Raw genomic sequence first — 18088 nt, forward strand, 5'->3', positions numbered from 1 at the left:
GTTTACTGACGAACGACGAAACGTTCGAGCAGCTGACGGGTGATCAGCCCAAACATCCGGGCGTCACCGTAGGCGCGTGCCGACAGCATGGCGCCGTGAATGGTGGCCATGAAGGTTTCCGCCTCTGCGGCGGCAGTGCCGTGCAGAAGAATGCTGCCCTGCCTGGCGGCGCGGTCCAGCACGGAGGCCAGCCAGGCCGACAGCGAGCGGAAATAGGCCCGCACTTCGAATGCGACGGATTCGGGCAGTGCCGGCAGCTGGCTCGCCAGCAGCGCGCAGACGCAGAACGGCACGCTGGTATCGGCGATGCAGCCTTCCCAGTACCCCATGTAGGCGCGCAGTTTGTCGACGGGGTCGGCCACTTCGCGTTCCAGCGTGGCGATTCCCGCCTCGGCGGCTTCGCGATGCCGTACCACCAGCGCTTTCACGAGGTCGGCCTTGTTGGGAAAGTGATGATGGATGCTCGCCTTGCGAATGCCGACGACCTCGGAAATATCGGCGTAGCTGAAGCCGTCATAGCCGCCGGCGAGAATCAGCGAACGTGCGCACGAGAGAATGTCTTCGGCTTTGGGAGAGAGTGCGTCCATGGCCGGAAATCTACCTACCACTAGGTAGGCTGTCAACTGAACCTCGACTTTCAGTCCGAAGCCGGCAACCCGATCCCCACCGCCCGCTCGCGAAACCACGCCAGCGCCTTGCCGTCGTCGCCCGCTCGCCAGGCCACGCGCAGCAGTGCCGAGTCGCGGTCTTCCTCGACGGCCTTGATGCGCAGGCGGCCGGCGGCCAAGTGCGGGGCGACGAGGTGCTTCGGCAGATAACCGACGCCGAGCCCGGCGATCTGCGCCTGCAGCTTGGCCGCGAGCGTGGGCACGATCAGCGTGTCCTGGTTCGGCTGCACGCCGAGGCTGCGGGCTTGCAGGCGGCGCGAGCTGTCGGCCGCGACGATGCTGCGATGGCGCGCGATCAGCGCGGCCGGCAGCGGTTCGGGCGCGTCGGCGAGCGCATGCGTGGGCGCGACCGCGTAGACGAAGTCGAGCCGGCCGAGTTCGACCGAGCGCAGGCCGAAGCCGTCCGGCGCATCGCCCGGCGCGGCGATCGCGAGGTCGGCGCGCTTGTCGATCAGCGCATCCCAGGTGCCGCCGAAGATTTCCTGCGTGAAGCGCAGCCGTGTGCCGCTGCCGAGCGCGTCGAATTCGCGCACGAGGCCGAACAGGCCTTCGATCGGCAGTACCTCGTCGTAGGCGATGGTGAGCTGCGTTTCCCAGCCGAGCGCCACGCGCTTGACCCGGCGCTCGAGCGTTTCGGCCTGGCGCAGCAGGTCACGGCCCTGGTCGAGCAGTTCGCGGCCGGCCGGCGTGAGCTCCGCGCGCTTGCCGCTGCGGTCGAAGATGGCGACGCCGAGGTCGGATTCGAGCTTGTTGACGGTGTAGGTCAGCGCCGACGGCACGCGGTGCAGGCGTTCGGCGGCGCGCGCGAAGCTGCCCGATTCGACGATCGCGTCGAGGGTTTCGAGGGCGTCCAGGCTCAGGCGCATGCGCGGTCTTGGTGGTTCAATCGGATTGAATGATCCGGTCAGAACATTCCGGTTTCAAGGCTGGCTTTTGGAGCCTAAATTGCACTTCAGGACTTTTGAAGGGCAAACCGCCATGCAACAGATTCGCTCAGCCTCCGACCGTGGCCACGTGCAAAGCGGCTGGCTCGACAGCCATCACAGCTTCTCGTTCGGCGGTTATCAGGACCCGAAGTGGATGGGCTATTCGGCCCTGCGCGTGATCAACGACGATCGCGTCGATCCGGCCGCCGGTTTCTCGCCGCATTCGCATCGCGACATGGAGATCATCAGCTATGTGCTCGACGGCAGCCTCGGGCATCGCGATTCCACCGGCGGCGGCTCCACGCTGCAGCCCGGCGAGCTGCAGCTGATGTCGGCCGGCCGCGGCATCACCCACAGCGAGATGAACGCCTCGAAGCGCGACGAAGTGCATTTCCTGCAGATCTGGATCACCCCGAACGTCGGCGGCGTGGCCCCCGGCTATCAGCAGAAGCCGCTCGACCACGAGGCCTTGCGCAAGGGCTTTTCGACCGTCGTCGCCCCGGCGGCGGAAGACGCGCCGTTTTCGATCCACCAGGACGCGCGCCTGCTGATCGCCTGGCCGGCGGCCGGTGCCGAACTGACGCAGGCGCTGAACCCGAAGCGCTCGCACTACCTGCACGTGGCGCGCGGCAGCATCAAGGTCGGCGACCGCGAGCTGTCGGACGGCGATGCGCTGATGCTGGCCGACGAAAGCGAGCTCAGGCTGACGGCCGAAACCGACGCGGAGTTGCTGCTGTTCGATCTGCCGGCGGTGTGATGCTGCTTCCTTCTACCTCCGGGAGAAGGTGCCCGAGGGCGGATGAGGGGCTCGCCGGATTAGCGAAGCCCGGTTGTGCCGGACCAACGCTCACCCTGCCTCTCTGCGGGAGAGGGAAACGCTCAAACCGGTCGGGCCGCGAGGCCGTCGAGCTCGCGGGCGATCTCGAGCAGCCGCTTCTGCAGGTGCCGGCGCTGGGCGTCGGTGGCGAGCGCAGAGAGATCGGCCAGCATCGCGCTGCGCGCGGCTCGTTCGGCCTCGAGCTCGGCCTGGTCCTCGGGGGCGAGCTCGGGATCGATGAACAAGCGCGCGAGCCGGTCGCGAAACCCGGGCTCGCCGCGCCCGGCGAGCAGCTCGCGCAAGGGTTGCAGCGCCGAGGCATCGGCCGGCGGCAGCTTGCGCTCGAGCCCGGCGGCCCATTCGCGAATACGCTGGCGCTGCTCGGGTGTGACCGAACCGGCCCAGTCGTCGAGGCGCTCGATCGACTCCTTCGCGCGTTTCGCGCGCCACTGGTCATCGTCGAGCTTGAGCGCCTTCTTGCGCTCCTTGGCGTTGCGCGCGGCGAGCTCGGCCAGCAGATCATCGACCTGCGCATCGTTGAGCGCGGCGACCCCCGAGGCGAAGCCGTCGAAGGTCTGGTTCGCGAGCTGCACCACATGCGTCCGAACCCGCGCGGTCAGCGCCTCGACCTCCCCCGCCGCCACCGGCAGCGCCGCGATCTCCGCGACCTCGCGCAGATCGTCCGCATAGAGCTTGAGCTGGGTCTTGCGGTGCCAGCGCCAGAGCTCGGCGAAACGCAGGTCGAAATCGGCCCGCTGGGCCGGCGCGAGGTCGATGTAGCGCCCCACTTCGAGGTGCACGAGGGTGTCGAGCCGGTTGTAGACGAGCCCGAAGCTGCTGCAGCCGCTGAGCAGCGCGACCAGCAGCGCGGCGCCCAGCCAGCGCCCCGCGCGGATCATTTCCGCACCCCGGTGCGGCTCGGCAAAGCCAGTGCAATCAAGAGCATGCAATTTTATCCGGGTTGAGGCCCGTATCGGGGGTTCGTATTGAATGGGGGCATCGGCGCCGCCATCTCCAGCTGGATTCCATTCAGTGCCGCGAGCGAGAATGCCCGGCTCTGTGTCCAGGCGACAGCCCTTTCGACACTCCTCACGGCCCTACGTTTTTGTCTACTCCACGAACCTCGCCCACCGCTGAACTGCGCACCCGACTGCTGGCTCTCCTGGAGCCGGTGCGCGAGCGCCTGCTCGTCTCCGACCTGCGCCGCTTCGATGGCCTGGTGCGTCGCGTGGCCGGCGGCCAGCCGGCCGACGCGGCTCGCTTCGAGCGCGATCTCGCGGCCGCCGTGCTGCGCGCCGAGAACCGCCTGCGCCTGAAGCCGGCCGTCATCGAGTTTCCCCCGGACCTGCCGGTGTCGCAGGCGCGCGAGACCATCGCCAAGGCCATCGCCGAGCATCAGGTGATCGTGCTGTGCGGCGAAACCGGCTCGGGCAAGACCACCCAGCTGCCCAAGCTCTGCCTCGACATCGGCCGCGGCACGCGCGGGCTGATCGGCCATACGCAGCCGCGCCGGCTCGCGGCGCGCAGCGTGGCCAATCGCATCGCGCAGGAGCTGGGCTCGCCGCTCGGACAGCTGGTCGGCTACGAAACCCGCTTCGACCGGCGCGTCTCGGACGCGAGCCTGATCAAGCTCATGACCGACGGCATCCTGCTGGCCGAACTGCAGCGCGACCGCGAGCTGACGGCCTACGACACGATCATCATCGACGAGGCCCACGAGCGCAGCCTCAACATCGATTTCCTGCTCGGCTGGCTGCGGCAGCTGCTGCCGCGCCGGCCCGACCTCAAGCTCATCGTGACGAGCGCGACGCTCGACCCGGAGCGGCTCGCCAAGCATTTCGGCGGTGAGCAGACGCCCGCGCCGATCCTGCTCGTCGAAGGCCGCACGTTTCCGGTCACCACGCGCTACCAGGAGCCCGATCCCGAGCTCGACCTCGAAGGTCAGGTCGCCGATGGCATCGACGAGCTCTGGTCCGGCGGCGGGCGGCCGGGCGACGTATTGGTGTTCCTGCCGGGCGAACGCGAGATCCGCGATCTGGCGCGCTCGCTGCCCGGCCGCTTCCCGCGCGCCGAAGTGCTGCCGCTGTACTCGCGCCTGCCGGCCGAGCAGCAGGACCGCGTGTTCGGTCGCGGCAGCGCGCCGCGCATCGTGCTCGCGACCAACGTCGCCGAGACATCCGTGACGGTGCCGGGCATTCGCTACGTGATCGACACCGGCACCGCGCGCATCAATCGCTTCTCGACGCGCCTCGGCGTGCAGCAATTGCAGATCGAGGCGATCAGCCAGGCCGCCGCGAACCAGCGCGCGGGCCGCTGCGGTCGCGTCGGTCCGGGCACTTGCTTGAGGCTGTATTCCGAGCAGGATTTCCTCGGCCGCGACGCCTTCACCGACCCCGAAATCCTGCGCTCGAACCTGGCCGGCGTGATCCTGCAGATGGCCTCGCTGGGCCTCGGCGATGTCGATGATTTCCCATGGGTCGATCCGCCCGAGAATCGTCACGTCTCCGATGGCTATCGCCTGCTGCAGACGCTCGGCGCACTCGACGACGAGCGCAAGCTCACCTCGCTGGGCCGCGACATCGCGCGGCTGCCGCTGGACCCGCGCATCGCGCGCATCGTCGCCGCGGCCAAGGGCGCGGAACGCGACGCCGTCTGCGTGCTCGCGGCCGCGCTGTCCGTGCAGGACCCGCACGAAGTACCGCCCGATCAGCAGACGCAGGCGCGGCAGAAGCACGCGCTCTGGCGCCATGCGCGCAGCGATTTCTACACGCTGCTGAACCTCTGGCGGCTCTGGCAGCAGTGGGGCGAGGACTCGTCGAACCGTGCGCTGCGCAAGCTCTGCCGCGAGCATTACGTGAGCTATCTGCGCATGGAGGAGTGGGAGGCGGTGTGGCGTCAAATCTGCGATTTGACGCGGGAGACGGGGAACGGGAGACGGGAGACGCAACAGCGACCGGCCTCGTCTCCCGTCTCCCGTCTCCCGTCTCCCGAAAAGCTCGAAGAGCTTTTCCCAGCCATTCACAAAGCCCTCGCCGCCGGCCTGATCGATCACATCGGCTTGAGATTGCCGGCCGAGAAGAACGAGCGTCCGGAGTTCCAGGGCCCGCGCGGACGGCGCTTCCGCGTGTTTCCGGGCTCGACGCTTTCCAAGAAGCCGCCCGAGTGGATGCTGTCGGCGCAGCTCGCGCAGACCAGCCAGCTGTTCGCGCGCATCAACGCCGACGTGCGGCCCGAATGGCTCGCCGATGTCGGCGAACACCTGGTCAAGAAAACCGTCACGCATCCGGTGTGGAACCCCGAACGCGGCGACGTGCAGTGCACCGAATACCACACGCTGTTCGGTTTGCAGCTGCTCAAGCGCAACCGGCACTACGGCTCGATCGATCCGGTCGAGGCGCGGCGCATCTTCATTCTCGAAGGCCTGGTGCGCGGGCAGTGGACGGCCAAGCCGCGTTTTCTGACCGACAACCTCAAGCTCGTCGCGGAAGTCGAAGACAAGGAAGCGCGCCTGCGCCGGCCGGACTTGCTCGCCGACGAGGCGCAGCGTTACGCCTTCTACGACGAGCGCATTCCGGCCGATGTCTGCACGGCTGCGAACCTCAAGATCTGGCTGCGCCAGGCGAGCAAGGACAAGGGCGATCCGGGCCGCCTGCTGCGCATGAGCGAGGCCGATGTGCTCAAGCCCGGCGCCAATGCGGACGTCGAGCAGCTGTTCCCCGATCTGCTCGAAATCGGTCGCCACACGCTCGAGCTCACCTACCAGCACGAGCCCGGCGAGGACGAGGACGGTGTGAGCTTCCACGTGCCGCTGACGATGCTCTACGAGCTGCCCGACGAGCCCTTCGACTGGCTCGTGCCGGGCTTGCGCGCGCAGCGCATCGAAGCGCTCATTCGCAGCCTGCCGATGCACCTGCGGCGCCAATGCACGCCCGCCGCGGAATACGCGAACGCGCTCGCGGCGCGCATGCAGCTCGTCGACGGCGATTTCCTGGTCGCCATCTGCACGCACATGCGCGCGATGACCGGCGTGCCGCTCAAGCCCGAGGATTTCGACGAGAGCAAGTTGCCCGCGCACTTGAAGCCGACGCTCGTGCTGCTCGATGCGCACGGCAAGCAGATGGCCAAGGCGGGTTCGCTTGGCGAACTCAAGCAGCGCTACGCAGAACCTGCGCGCAAAGCGCTCGCCGATACCGCCAAGCGTGATGACGATGCGCGTCGCTGGACGCGTGATGAAGTGCGCGATTGGGACTTTGGTGATCTGCCGGTGTATGTGGATCTGGCGAGCGGGGCGCGGGCGTATCCGGCGCTGACGGCGGAGAACGTCGCAACGCGTGCAGCCAACGGCAAGAGCGGCTTGTCCCCTCTCCCGCTTGCGGGCTGGCTTAGCTCATCTGGTAGAGCACCTGACTTGTAATCAGGGGGTGGCGGGTTCAAGTCCTGCAGCCAGCAGCGCCGCCGGCTCCGGTCGCGCCCGCGCCGAGCACAACGACGAGCGCAACGACAAGGGACGCCGCCGTCCCCGTCGCCGCATTGCCGCGTGTTCCGACAACCGCCATCGCCGGCCAGGGCGAAGGCCGAGTCCGCCTCGCGCTGTTCGAATCACCCGCCGCCGCAGCCGCCGCACACGCGATCGGCGTGCGCGAGCTGCTGCTCGCCCGGCTGTCCGACCGCGTGCGCGATCTGGTCAAGACCGCCAGGTCCAAGCTCGGGCTCACGCTCGTCGGCAGCATGCATGCGCCCGAAGCCATCGCCATCGCCGTCGCACGCCGCGCGGCCGAGCAGAGCTGGCCGCTCGCGACGCTGCGCAGCGATGCCGCGTTCAAGGACGCGCTGCAGCATCGCGGCGATTTCGGTCGCGTCGCGGTCAAGCTGCTCGACGATGTCTGCGGCTGGCTGCAGGCCGCGTATACGCTGCGCCGCGCGATTCGCGAGCAGCACAATCGCTGGCCCGATTCGCTGCGCGACATGGCCGCGCAGATCGACACCCTGCTCGCACCGGGCTTCATCGAGGCGCTGCCCGAGGCGCAGTGGCCGCGCGTCGCGATCTGGCTGCGTGCGGCCGACATTCGCCTGCAACGCCTGCCGAACAAGCCGCAGCGCGATCTGGAACTGAGCGCGCCGATCCGCCAACTCGCGGCCAGGCTGCCCTCGCCGTTTCATCCGGCGCGCTGGCTGCTCGAAGAGTGGCGCGTGGCCTCGTTCGCGCAGGAACTGAAAGCCGTCGGCTCGCCGACCGCCGATCGCATCAACGCCGTGCTCAGAGAAAGCACATGAGCGAGCGCGACGACATCGAACAGGTCGAAGCCGTGCCGCGCGCGGTGCTCACGCTGTGCCAGCAGGCCTACATGCGCACGATCCGCCAGCACACGCTACGCGCGACCGCCGCCTATGCGCGGCTGTCGTTCGACTACGGCGGCTGGCGCATTTCGGCCGAAGGCGACCTGCACGAGATGCGGCATGCGGACGACGGGCACGACATACAGCTGCGCCGCAGCCGCTCGCTCGAAAACGAAGCGCGTGAAGCGCTGGAGCATCTGCGCCTGACCGATGCGCGCCTGATCTCCACGCGCATCCGTCCGCTCGGCCCGGGCTTCGTCGCGGGCGATTACGTGTTCGAACGCGCGCACGACGAACTTGCCGACGCCGATCACTGGCTCGTATTGCTGCCGCGCCTTTCGGCCGCGGGCTTCAAGCTCGAGTTCGATGCGGCGTTTCCGTATGCGGTGACGGGTGAGCCCGATGCCTGGCGCGCGGACGTCGAGCACGGCGACAACCAGTGGTTCGACCTGAGCCTGGGCATCGACGTCGATGGCCAGCGCGTCGACCTGCTGCCGATCCTGCGCAAGCTCATCGCCGATCCGGATTTCCCGTTGCGTCCGATGCGCAACGAGGCCGAAGACGCGGTCTGGCTGGTCGCCATCGATGCGCGCCGTCGCGTGCCGCTGCGGCTGTCGAGATTGCGCGGCCTGCTCGAACCCTTGCTCGAATGGCTCGATGCGCCGAACGACTGCGGCCGCCTGCGCCTGAGCAAGCTCGAGCACGGCGTGCTCGACAAGATCGAGCGCAACGGCGTGCTGCGCAAGGGCGGTGAAGACCTGCGGCAAACGCTCGAAACCCTGCGTGCGAATGCGGCCGCGGCCGATGCGCCGCCGGGCTTCAACGCGCAGCTGCGCCCGTATCAGCGCGAAGGGCTCGGCTGGCTCAATTTCCTCGCCGAAGCCGGCATCGGCGGCATCCTCGCCGACGACATGGGCCTCGGCAAAACCGTGCAGGTACTCGCGCACCTGCTGTCCGAAAAACAGCGCGGGCGCATCGGTGGCGAAGCCGGCCCGGCGCTCGTGATCTGCCCGACGAGCCTGGTCGGCAACTGGCGCGCGGAGGCGCAGCGCTTCGCGCCCGATCTGCGCGTGCTCGTGCTGCACGGCAACGACCGCAAGCGCAAGTTCAAGGCGATCACGCACGTCGATCTCGTCATCAGCACCTATCCGTTGCTGGGCCGTGATCGAGAAGCGCTCGCGGCGCAGCGTTTCGCGCTGCTGATTCTCGACGAGGCGCAGGCGATCAAGAACGCGCGCACGCTCGCCGCCAAAGCCGCGCGCACGCTGCGCGCCAAGCGTCGGCTGTCGATCACCGGCACGCCGATGGAAAATCATCTCGGCGAATTGTGGGCGCAGTTCGATCTCGTCGAACCCGGGCTGCTCGGCGACGAAAAGCGCTTCGTGCGGCACTACCGCACGCCGATCGAAAAGCATGGCGACGCCGAGGTGCGCGACAAGCTCAACCGGCGCATCGCCCCGCTGATGCTGCGCCGTCGCAAGGAAGACGTGCTGCTCGACCTGCCGCCGAAGACCGAGATCCAGCGCCTGGTCGAACTCGAAGGCCGCCAGCGCGAGCTCTACGAAACGCTGCGTCTTGCACAGCATGAGCGCGTGCGCGAAGTGGTCAGCGATCGTGGCGTCGAAGGCAGCGGGATCATCGTGCTCGATGCGCTGCTCAAGCTGCGCCAGGTCTGCTGCGATCCGCGCCTGGTCAAGCTCGAAGGCGCCAGGCGCGTTCCGCAATCGGCCAAGCTCGACCTGCTGCTGACGATGCTGCAAGGCGTGGTCGACGAGGGCCGGCGCGTGCTGGTTTTTTCGCAGTTCACCGAGATGCTCGACATCATCGCCGAAGCCTGCGCGGCGCAGCGCATCGAGCATTTGATGCTGACCGGCCAGACGCGTGATCGCGAAGCGGTGGTCGCGCGTTTCCAGAACGGCGAAGCGCCGGTGTTCCTGATCAGCCTCAAGGCCGGCGGCATGGGCCTGAATCTCACGGCCGCGGACACCGTGATTCACTACGATCCGTGGTGGAACCCGGCGGTCGAATCGCAGGCCACCGACCGCGCGTATCGCATCGGCCAGGACAAGCCGGTGTTCGTCTACCGCCTGATCTGCGCGGGCACGGTCGAGGAAAAAATCCAGGCCTTGCAGGCACGCAAGGCCGAGCTCGCGCGCGCCGTCTTCGATGGCGGTGCGACCAGCGAGCTGCGCTTCGACGAGGCCGACTTGGAAGCCCTTTTTTCACCCCTATGAACAGATGACAAGAAGAAAAAAAGACCAGGAGAAAACTAGAACATGATCGACCCCCACGTCGTCGAAGCGCGTGTCTCACCCGAAGGCCGCTTGCGCGTGCTGTCCAAGTCCGAGATCGCCAAGCTGCTCGACAGCGGAAGCAGCGGGCTTTATCCGGTGTTCCGCAACAGCGCGCTCGCCGTGCTCAACAGCGGCAGCTTCCTCGACGACGGCAAGGAGCTGCTCGAGCGTTATCCGGACTTCGACATCCACATCGTGCAGGAAGAGCGCGGCATCAAGCTCGAAATGACTGGCGCGCCGGCGATCGCCTTCGTCGACGGCGAGATGATTCGCGGCATACGCGAGCACCTGTTCGCGGTGCTGCGCGACATCCTGTTCACGAGCTCCGAGCTCGTCGAGAACCCGAGCTTCGATCTGAACACGAGCGAAGGCACCACCGACGCGGTGTTCCACATCCTGCGCAACGCCGGCCTGCTGCGTCCGCGCGTCGAGCCGAACCTCGTCGTCTGCTGGGGCGGGCATTCGATCTCGCGCGAGGAGTACGACTACAGCAAGCGCGTCGGCTACGAATTCGGCCTGCGCGGCCTGAACATCTGCACGGGCTGCGGCCCCGGTGCGATGAAAGGCCCGATGAAGGGCGCGACCATCGCGCACGCCAAGCAGCGCATCCGCGGCGGCCGCTACATCGGCATTTCCGAGCCGGGCATCATCGCGGCCGAATCGCCCAACGCCATCGTCAACGAGCTCGTGATCTGCCCGGACATCGAGAAGCGGCTCGAAGCCTTCGTGCGCGTGGGCCACGTCGTCACCGTGTTCCCGGGCGGCGTCGGCACCTGCGAGGAGATCCTGTATCTGCTCGGCATCCTGCTGCATCCGGATAATGCGCACACTCGATTGCCGCTGATCTTCACGGGACCGGCGAGCGCGGCGGCTTACTTCCAGCAGATCGACGAATTCATCCGCATCACGCTCGGCGAAGAGGCACGCAAGCTCTATCGCATCATCCTCGACGATCCGGCCGAGGTCGCCAAGGCGGTCGCGGAGGAAATGCGCAACGTCAAGCAGCTGCGCATGCAGGCCAAGGACGCTTACTACTTCAACTGGGGCTTGCGGATTCCGCAGGATCTGCAGCGCCCGTTCGTGCCGACGCACGAGGCGATGGCCAGGCTCGACCTGCATCTCGACCAGCCCCGGCACCAGCTCGCGGCCAACCTGCGTCGCGCGTTCTCGGGCGTGGTCGGGGGCAACGTCAAGGCCGATACGATCAGGGCGGTGCAGAAGCTCGGGCCGTTCGATATCCATGGCGACGCCGCCCTGCTCAAGCCGCTCGATACGCTGCTCGAAGCCTTCGTCAAGCAGAGCCGCATGAAATTGCCGGGCAAGGCCTATGTGCCCTGTTATCGCCTGGCCGTGTGAGCTTGAAGTGGCGGCTTACGCGCATTTGCCCCTCCCCCGTCGAACTCGATGTGACGCAGGGCGGGGTCGGAGGTCCGGAAAGCCGTAACCCGCCGGGCCAGCTATGAGAAAATCCACGCCGCTCTTCAGGCAGATTCCGCAATGACCCTTTCCGCCATCCCCGTCCAAGACCGCCTCATCGCCGCCCTCGACGTCCCGGACGCCGAAGCCGCGCGTGCCCTCGTCGGCCGGCTCGGAGATGCGGTGAGCTTCTACAAGATCGGCATGGAACTCTGCATGGCGCCGGGCTTTTTCGAGCTGCTCGACTGGCTCAAGCGCGAGCGCAAGAAAGTGTTCGTCGACCTGAAGTTCTTCGACATTCCCGAAACGGTCCTGCGCGCGGTACGCAACCTCGCCGAGCGCGGTGCGGATTTCTGCACCGTGCACGGTAACCAGTCGATCATGCAGGCCGCAGCGGCCGGCAAGACGGGCGATACCAAGGTGCTCGCGGTGACCGCGCTGACGAGCCTCGACCAGGGCGATCTCGACGATCTGGGGTTCGATTGCGACATTCCGACGCTCGTGCTCTCGCGCGCGCGCCGCGCGCTGCAGGCCGGTTGCGACGGCGTGGTGTCGTCGGGGCTCGAAGTGCCCAGGCTGCGCCTCGAAGCGCCCAAAGAGCTCATCTGCGTGACGCCCGGCATCCGGCCGGTCGAGAACCGCGTGGTCGCCGACCAGAAACGCATCATGACCCCGGCCGAGGCGATCAGGGCCGGTGCCGATTATCTGGTCATCGGCCGGCCGATCCGCGATGCGGCCGATCCGCGGGCGATGGCGCTGGCGATCCAGCAGGAGATCGGCTCGGCGCTGGGGTGATTTTTCCACGTGGCGAGAGCTTGTCGGCGGCGTGCGCATCGCGCGGCGCATCCGGGCTCGGCCGACGGGGCTGAAGTTCGGGTGCTGGTTTCGAGCGCCCATTTTCCAGGAGTTCCGGCATGGAAGAAGTTGAGCATCTGGAGATTCAGCTCCGCGCCTTGAGCCTCGCACTCCGCGAGCGCGACCTGGACACCGCTCGACACAGTCTTCGCACGAGCGCGCTGGCGCGCGCGCTCGGTGAAGAATGCGGCCTCGATCGTCATCAGCTCGCGCTGCTCGAACTCGCTGCCCGCGTCCACGACCTCGGCAAGATCGGCGTTCCCGACCGTGTGCTGCTCAAGCCCGGGCCGCTCGATGCGGACGAGTGGGCGCTGATGAAACAGCACTCGGAAAGTGGCGGCCGCTTGGTGCAGAGGCTCAGCGGCGATCATGTCGATACCGTCGGGCTCATCGTTCGGCATCATCACGAGGCTTTCGACGGATCCGGCTATCCGGACGGCCTTGCGGGCGAAGACATCCCACTGCTGGCGCGCATCGTCGCGCTGGCCGACAGCTACGATGCGATGGCGGTGGCACGGCCTTACCGGCGTCCGAAAACGCACCCGGAAATCATGACCATTCTGCACTCGGAGAGCGGATCGCATTTCGATCCCCACCTGCTCGGCAAATTCAGCGCGCTGCTGAAGACGAGCCCCCTGAACGCCCATCCAGACTACGGTTGATCGCGGCGAACGCGCGCATCAGCCGCCGTCGGCGAACTCCGGATACAGCGTCATGCCCCCATCGACGAACAGGGTCTGGCCGGTGACGTAGTCGGCCGCGTCCGAGCACAGCCAGACGGCAGCCTGGCCGATGTCCTCGGGCTCACCGATGCGGCCGTAGGGAATCAGTTCGAGCAGCTTCTTGCGCGCTTCGGGCGTCTCCCAGGCCTCGCGGTTGATCGGTGTCCTGATCGCGCCGGGGCCGATCGAGTTGACGCGGATGCGCTTGGGTGCGAGCTCTTGCGCGATCGATTGCATGAGCAGCTTCACGCCGCCCTTGCTCGCCGCGTAGTTCGCGCGCTCGGCCCACGGAATCAGCTCGTGCACCGAGGACATGCAGACGATCTTGCCGAGCGCCTTCGACATCTCGCGCGGGCCGCGACGCAAGAATTCGCGCGCCGCGAGCTGGCAGCACAGGAACATGCCCGTGAGATTCGTGCCGATGACCTGGTTCCAGTCGTCCAGCGACATGTCGACGAAGGCCGCATCGCGTTGCAGGCCGGCGTTGCTGATCAGGATGTCGAGCGTGCCGAACGCCGCGACGGACTGGTCGAACAGGGCTCGCGTTTCATCGGGCTTCGAGATATCGGCCTTGATCGCGATCGCCGAGCGTCCGAGCGATTTGATCTGCGCGACGATTTCGTTGGCGCCATCCGGGCTCGAATAGTAGGCGACGACGACATCGGCCCCGGCCCTCGCGAGCGCAAGCGCGACGCCGGCCCCGATGCCGGAACTGCCGCCGGTGACGAGGGCCTTCTGTCCTGCGAGAACCTGCGGCTGCTGGGGCTCGGTCATGCGGGTGTTCCGTCGGCGGTGATGCGATGGAGCATGCAAGTCCAAGCGCGATACAAACTGAACCGCGAGGATGAGGACCACGCCGGCCGATGGACGCTCAGAACCAGTGTTCGCCGCGCTTCAGATCGTCGCGGAACCGGCGCAGCAGCTCGAACGGCCCGGTGATCTTGGCGCCGAGCCGCGCATTGGCCTGGCCGATCTCGAAGGCCAGCGCCCACTGCGAGAACATCGCCCGGTAGCCCGTCAGCAGCGGCGTGCCGGGCTGATAGATGTGCGCGCTCTCGGCGGTGACGCCGTTGAGCTCGATCACCTGCAGGCCCTCGCCTCGGCTCAGGTGCGCCGCGCTAGTCACGCGCAGGTCGATGCGCCCGAAGCCGTAGCCGGGCACCGCATCGAGCAGGCGCGTGAGCGTGGTGACGAGCGCGGGTGTCGCGAGCTTGCCGGCGTCGAGAAACAGGCTGCCGCGGCAGTGCGCGCCGATTTCGACCAGCTCGATGCGCTCGCCCGCGAGCGGCACTTCGTCGAGCTGCGCGGACCAGCGCGCGAACAGCGCGCTCGCGATGAGCCGTGCGCGCGCGTCCGCGAGGATCAGTTCGCGCAGCCTGCGCTTGCCGTCGCCGACGATGCCCGGGAAGGTCTTGTTCACGATCGACAGCACGCGCGGCTGCGTCTCGCCGGGCTTGCGCGCGACGAAGACGCCGTATTCCTCACCCTCGACGTAGCGCTGGGCGATCACGTCGCCGTCGAAGCGTTCGAGATAGTCGCGCAGGCCCTGGCCGTCGCGCGCGATGTAGACGCCGCGTCCGCGCGAGCCGACATCGGGCTTGAGCACGACGGGATATCCATGCTTTTCTGCGAAATCGAAGGCCGCGCTCAGGCGCAGCGGAGCGAAGCGCTCGTCGATCAGCACGAAGCACGCGACGAGTTCGGGCGCGTTGGCTTGCAGCGGTCCCAGCGCCTGATGCTTGCGCTCGCCGACCACGCCGCCGGCTTCGATCGCCGGATTCGCGGCGGTGAACGCCGTCCACGAGCGATGCTTCACGCCGAGCCACAGAATCCAGCCGATGATCGGCAGGTAGTACAGCCAGGCCGGCCAGAACTCCCAGCGGCGCGCGCGTTCGAGCGCGATGTTCCAGCGTGTCGCCAGAGGCAGGCTCACCGGCTCGGCTGCGCTCCATGGCGCGAGGCTCGGCCGGCGCGTCACGATCGCCTCAGTGCGATGGCGGTCGTTCATGGTGACGCGTCGACGGTGCCTTGCCGAAATCGCGACCCAGGTCGATGCCATCCTGCGCGCAGTAGAGCTGGATCATCGCGTAGTGATGCACCGCATGGCTCGCGACGAACAGCAGCTCGCGCGCGATCGTCGACTGGCTCGCGAACACGGTCTCGCCGTCGAGGCCGCCGCGCAGCCGGATCGTCAGCGGATCGCGCAGCCATTCGATGCGCAAGGACGCCAGCAGCGCGCTCAACTGCTGCAGGCGCATGCGCGCGAACCGCGGCGACCGCTGCACCTGCGGATCGCGGCGGCGATCGTCGTAATCGATTCGTCGCTCGTGCAGATGCTCGAGCAGGGCTTCGTAGTGCTCGACCACGTGGCGCAGATGCGGGCCCGAATGCTGCGCGAAATCGGCCTGCGGACTGGCCTCGTGCGCCGCGATGACGGTCAACGCCTGGTCGAGCACCGCGCGGTTGTAATCGATCAGCTCGCTCAGCTCGATTGGCGATCGAGGGTTCGCAGCACCATCGTCGCCCCCGTCCTGGTGGCGGCTTTGGTTGGCGGCTTGCAGTCGGCTCGTGCCGTCGAGAAGCTTCCCTGCTTCCGTGGTTCGCATTTCAGGTGCCTTCTGATGGACTCGTGTCCTTTCGAGTGGCACGCGCCTCGAGGCGCGAGTTGGGTTTGTGCGTGGTGCGTGACAGCAGCAGCGTGTAGCCGACGCAGTAGACGATGTTCGGAATCACACCGACGGCGAGCGTCAGCGCGATGTGCGGCGTGCCGACGATCAGGTGCGCGGTGATGAGCACCGAGTAGGTCAGCGTGAGCCCGGCGCACAGCGCGAACGCCATGCCTTCGAGCCGCGTGCGTCCGAGGCTGAAGAAGTAGCGCATGTTGGCCGCGTCGCAATACGTCAGCGCGGTGCTGATGACCCAATGCGTGAGCCCGGCGCGAATCGCGAGCGGCGGGCTCGCATGCCAGTTCACGCAGACGGCCCAGATCGCATAGACCATCGCGCCGAGCGCGGCCCCACCGAGCGAATCGGTGAGCCAGCGCAGCCTGCGCATGCGCGGTGAGGTCGTGGTCGGCGCCGATCTCATGCGTCGCATCCAGCTCCACTGCGCAGTCGAACAGGGGCAGGACGATGAGCCCATCGGGTCCGCTCTCCGGAATGTTTCGACGCCCGCTTAAAACGAGCCGGGAAAGGCCTTATCGCAACGCAGCTACGCCGTATCGGGCATGAATTCAGCTTCATCGGTATCGGGCCGGGGAATGGGGATCGGAAACGGAAGCGGAGAATCGGGAATCGTCGAGACGAATTCCTGTTTTCACCGATGCCCGGCTCCTGCGGCCGCGCTCCCAAACTTGTCCCGGACGCGCGGTGGAATGTCGGCCACGCGCACGAACACCAGGCCGTCGAGCGTGCTGCCGAAATCGGCATCGACGTTGAAGCCCGCGAAGCGTCCGTTGAGTTCGACGTAATGACGCACGAGCACCGGCAGGCCGACACCGCGTTCGAGCCTGGCGAGCACGCGCGAGAGCAGCGACGGATCGGCCAGTGCCGACACCACGTTGCGCGTCTCCTCGGCCGCGCGCGGCTGTTGCGGCGGCGTGCGCGGCCGCACGAGCGCGGCGAGTTCGGCATCGCTGTGATGCGCCGACAGCGCCGCCTCGATGAGCGCCTGGCCGGCCGCGCTGTAGCTCGGGCTGATGCTCACCGGACCGAACAGGCAGCGGATCTGCGGCTCGCGATCGAGCAGCGTCGCGATGCCGCTCCAGAGCAGGCGCAGCGCGCGGAAATTGCGCTGCCATTCCGGGCGCACGAACGAGCGGCCGAGCTCGATCGCCGGGCCGATGCGGCGCAGCAGGCGCTCGTCGTAATCGAACAGCGTGTGCGTGTAGAGCGCCGCCACGCCGCGCCTGGGCGTCAGCGCCTCGGTGAAGCCGAGCCGGTAGGCGCCGATGATTTCGCGCTGCGTCTCGTGCCAGACGAACAGGTGTTCGTAGTGCGCATCGAAGGCATCGAGATCGCGAGCACGGCCGGTGCCTTCCTGCACCTGGCGAAAGCTCAGCTCGCGCAGCCGGCCAATCTCGAGCAGCAGCTGCGGAATCTGCGCGGCGCGCGCCCGAAAGACGCTGAAATTGGGCTGCGAGACGAGCTTGCACTCCACCGGCAGCGCAGCCACTTCGGCGGCCAGCGTGGCGGCGTCGATGGGCTCGGCGAGCGGCGCCTGCGCAGTGGCCGGCGCGAGCCGCGAACGGCCGCCGAGCGAATAGGTCAGCAGCCGCAGGTAAGCGGTCTGCGTCGAAGACTCCAGGCGTTCGAGTTCGGCCGCCTTGATCGGCTCGCCGACGTGCAGCTTCACCACGTCGCCGCGCTGGCGCAGCAGGTCGCGCGCGAGGCAGGCGGTGCGCAGGCGCGGATGCAGCGCCCCGGCGAGCAGCGAGCCCCAGGCGGCATGGCCGCCGATGCGCATCGGCAGAATCTGCGCCCCGCTGCGCCGCGCGAGCATCGCCACGCTGTCGGCCCAGGGCGGATCGGCGATGCGCTGGCCGCGCCAGTCCCAGCGGCTGACTTCGCCGGCCGGAAACACCACCAGGGCGCCGCCGTCCTTCAAATGGCGCATCGCCATGCGCAGGCCGGCCGCGCTCGCGCCGCGGCGGAACACGTCGATCGGGGCGATCAGCGGGGCGATCTCGGGCACGCGTCGCAGCAGCGTGTTGGCGAGCAGCAGCAGGTCCGGTCGCCGCGGCAGCAGCAGGTCGGCCAGCACCAGGCCGTCGGCGGCGCCGTAGGGATGATTGGCGACGATGATCAGCGGGCCGCTCTGCGGAATCTGGCTCGGCGAGCCCGAGGCCAGCACCCAGCTCAGATCGATCTTCTGCAGGGCGAAGCGGACGAAGGCCTGCGGATTCAGGCCGCTCGGGGTGTCGCGGTACAACCGCGCGATCCGGCGCAGGCCGGTCGCGCGTTCGGCTATCGCGCTGAGCCAGCCCAGGCCGGGCGGGCGCGGCAGCGACAGCAGGGTGTCAGCCTCGGACATCGGGGCTCCTTGCTCGGGGTGT

At 67.7% G+C, this 18088-nt stretch carries 15 protein-coding genes and 1 tRNA gene; 8 read left to right on the plus strand and 8 right to left on the minus strand.

Translation table 11 applies throughout. The annotated features are described in order from the left end of the window. Positions 1 to 2: 2 nt before the first annotated feature. Entirely contained in the window at positions 3 to 587 is a 585-nt protein-coding gene (locus tag WQQ_RS09110; RefSeq protein WP_007184864.1) for a TetR/AcrR family transcriptional regulator, read from the minus strand. A 50-nt stretch (positions 588 to 637) separates the two neighbouring features. After that, complete coding sequence (locus tag WQQ_RS09115) at positions 638 to 1534, minus strand: LysR family transcriptional regulator (protein WP_007184865.1); 897 nt, start codon at positions 1532 to 1534, stop codon at positions 638 to 640. Between the two features lie 112 nt (positions 1535 to 1646). On the opposite strand from WQQ_RS09115, the gene WQQ_RS09120 reads away from it, so the two are divergent. Continuing rightward, positions 1647 to 2351, plus strand: a complete 705-nt coding sequence (locus WQQ_RS09120) for a pirin family protein (protein ID WP_040453261.1) — start codon at positions 1647 to 1649, stop codon at positions 2349 to 2351. Between the two features lie 122 nt (positions 2352 to 2473). Here WQQ_RS09120 and WQQ_RS09125 read toward each other — a convergent pair whose 3' ends face one another. Further along, entirely contained in the window at positions 2474 to 3310 is an 837-nt protein-coding gene (locus WQQ_RS09125) for a DUF6279 family lipoprotein (RefSeq protein WP_007184867.1), read from the minus strand. Between the two features lie 386 nt (positions 3311 to 3696). On the opposite strand from WQQ_RS09125, the gene hrpA reads away from it, so the two are divergent. The 7 genes from hrpA (at position 3697) to WQQ_RS09165 (ending at position 12975) form a co-directional block, all read left to right on the plus strand. After that, positions 3697 to 6825: an ATP-dependent RNA helicase HrpA gene (hrpA, locus tag WQQ_RS25235; protein ID WP_366489424.1), complete on the plus strand. Its 3129-nt coding sequence runs from the start codon at positions 3697 to 3699 to the stop codon at positions 6823 to 6825. Then, positions 6788 to 6860 (plus strand) — tRNA-Thr (locus WQQ_RS09140). Before hrpA ends, WQQ_RS09140 begins: the two co-directional genes overlap by 38 nt. A gap of 81 nt (positions 6861 to 6941) precedes the next feature. After that, positions 6942 to 7685 carry a DUF3418 domain-containing protein gene (locus WQQ_RS09145; RefSeq protein ID WP_007184869.1) on the plus strand — a complete coding sequence of 248 codons (744 nt, stop codon included), beginning with the start codon at positions 6942 to 6944 and terminating at the stop codon, positions 7683 to 7685. Then, complete coding sequence (locus tag WQQ_RS09150) at positions 7682 to 9982, plus strand: DEAD/DEAH box helicase (protein WP_007184870.1); 2301 nt, start codon at positions 7682 to 7684, stop codon at positions 9980 to 9982. Before WQQ_RS09145 ends, WQQ_RS09150 begins: the two co-directional genes overlap by 4 nt. Before the next feature lie 42 nt (positions 9983 to 10024). After that, complete coding sequence (gene ppnN / locus WQQ_RS09155; protein WP_007184871.1) at positions 10025 to 11398, plus strand: nucleotide 5'-monophosphate nucleosidase PpnN; 1374 nt, start codon at positions 10025 to 10027, stop codon at positions 11396 to 11398. A gap of 141 nt (positions 11399 to 11539) precedes the next feature. After that, positions 11540 to 12253: an orotidine-5'-phosphate decarboxylase gene (gene pyrF / locus WQQ_RS09160; protein WP_007184872.1), complete on the plus strand. Its 714-nt coding sequence runs from the start codon at positions 11540 to 11542 to the stop codon at positions 12251 to 12253. A 119-nt stretch (positions 12254 to 12372) separates the two neighbouring features. Further along, positions 12373 to 12975 (plus strand): HD-GYP domain-containing protein, encoded by a 603-nt coding sequence (locus WQQ_RS09165; RefSeq protein ID WP_007184873.1) that lies wholly within the window; start codon positions 12373 to 12375, stop codon positions 12973 to 12975. Between the two features lie 18 nt (positions 12976 to 12993). Here the strand turns inward: WQQ_RS09165 and WQQ_RS09170 are convergent, their stop codons facing one another. The 5 genes from WQQ_RS09170 to WQQ_RS09190 form a co-directional block, all read right to left on the minus strand. After that, positions 12994 to 13809, minus strand: a complete 816-nt coding sequence (locus WQQ_RS09170; protein WP_007184874.1) for an SDR family oxidoreductase — start codon at positions 13807 to 13809, stop codon at positions 12994 to 12996. Between the two features lie 97 nt (positions 13810 to 13906). After that, a complete protein-coding gene (locus tag WQQ_RS09175) occupies positions 13907 to 15043 on the minus strand; it encodes an ATP-binding protein (RefSeq protein ID WP_157534559.1) in 1137 nt (378 codons plus the stop codon). Continuing rightward, positions 15021 to 15641, minus strand: a complete 621-nt coding sequence (locus WQQ_RS09180) for a hypothetical protein (RefSeq protein ID WP_007184876.1) — start codon at positions 15639 to 15641, stop codon at positions 15021 to 15023. The genes WQQ_RS09175 and WQQ_RS09180 overlap by 23 nt, the downstream gene beginning before the upstream one ends. 1 nt (position 15642) lies before the next feature. Continuing rightward, entirely contained in the window at positions 15643 to 16122 is a 480-nt protein-coding gene (locus WQQ_RS09185) for a hypothetical protein (RefSeq protein ID WP_157534560.1), read from the minus strand. A 228-nt stretch (positions 16123 to 16350) separates the two neighbouring features. Then, positions 16351 to 18066 carry a bifunctional lysophospholipid acyltransferase family protein/GNAT family N-acetyltransferase gene (locus WQQ_RS09190; RefSeq protein WP_007184878.1) on the minus strand — a complete coding sequence of 572 codons (1716 nt, stop codon included), beginning with the start codon at positions 18064 to 18066 and terminating at the stop codon, positions 16351 to 16353. Between the last annotated feature and the right edge of the window lie 22 nt (positions 18067 to 18088).

Source organism: Hydrocarboniphaga effusa AP103, from assembly GCF_000271305.1.
Classification (GTDB): Bacteria; Pseudomonadota; Gammaproteobacteria; order Nevskiales; family Nevskiaceae; genus Hydrocarboniphaga; species Hydrocarboniphaga effusa.

Coding starts and splice junctions, on each gene's coding strand:
- WQQ_RS09150 (WP_007184870.1), top strand. CDS start 7,682: ATGAGCGAGCGCGACGACATCGAACAGGTCGAAGCCGTGCCGCGCGCG.
- ppnN (WP_007184871.1), top strand. CDS start 10,025: ATGATCGACCCCCACGTCGTCGAAGCGCGTGTCTCACCCGAAGGCCGC.
- WQQ_RS09180 (WP_007184876.1), bottom strand. CDS start 15,641: ATGCGAACCACGGAAGCAGGGAAGCTTCTCGACGGCACGAGCCGACTG.
- pyrF (WP_007184872.1), top strand. CDS start 11,540: ATGACCCTTTCCGCCATCCCCGTCCAAGACCGCCTCATCGCCGCCCTC.
- WQQ_RS09170 (WP_007184874.1), bottom strand. CDS start 13,809: ATGACCGAGCCCCAGCAGCCGCAGGTTCTCGCAGGACAGAAGGCCCTC.
- WQQ_RS09125 (WP_007184867.1), bottom strand. CDS start 3,310: ATGATCCGCGCGGGGCGCTGGCTGGGCGCCGCGCTGCTGGTCGCGCTG.
- WQQ_RS09175 (WP_157534559.1), bottom strand. CDS start 15,043: ATGAACGACCGCCATCGCACTGAGGCGATCGTGACGCGCCGGCCGAGC.
- WQQ_RS09115 (WP_007184865.1), bottom strand. CDS start 1,534: ATGCGCCTGAGCCTGGACGCCCTCGAAACCCTCGACGCGATCGTCGAA.
- WQQ_RS09110 (WP_007184864.1), bottom strand. CDS start 587: ATGGACGCACTCTCTCCCAAAGCCGAAGACATTCTCTCGTGCGCACGT.
- WQQ_RS09120 (WP_040453261.1), top strand. CDS start 1,647: ATGCAACAGATTCGCTCAGCCTCCGACCGTGGCCACGTGCAAAGCGGC.
- WQQ_RS09190 (WP_007184878.1), bottom strand. CDS start 18,066: ATGTCCGAGGCTGACACCCTGCTGTCGCTGCCGCGCCCGCCCGGCCTG.
- WQQ_RS09165 (WP_007184873.1), top strand. CDS start 12,373: ATGGAAGAAGTTGAGCATCTGGAGATTCAGCTCCGCGCCTTGAGCCTC.
- WQQ_RS09185 (WP_157534560.1), bottom strand. CDS start 16,122: ATGAGATCGGCGCCGACCACGACCTCACCGCGCATGCGCAGGCTGCGC.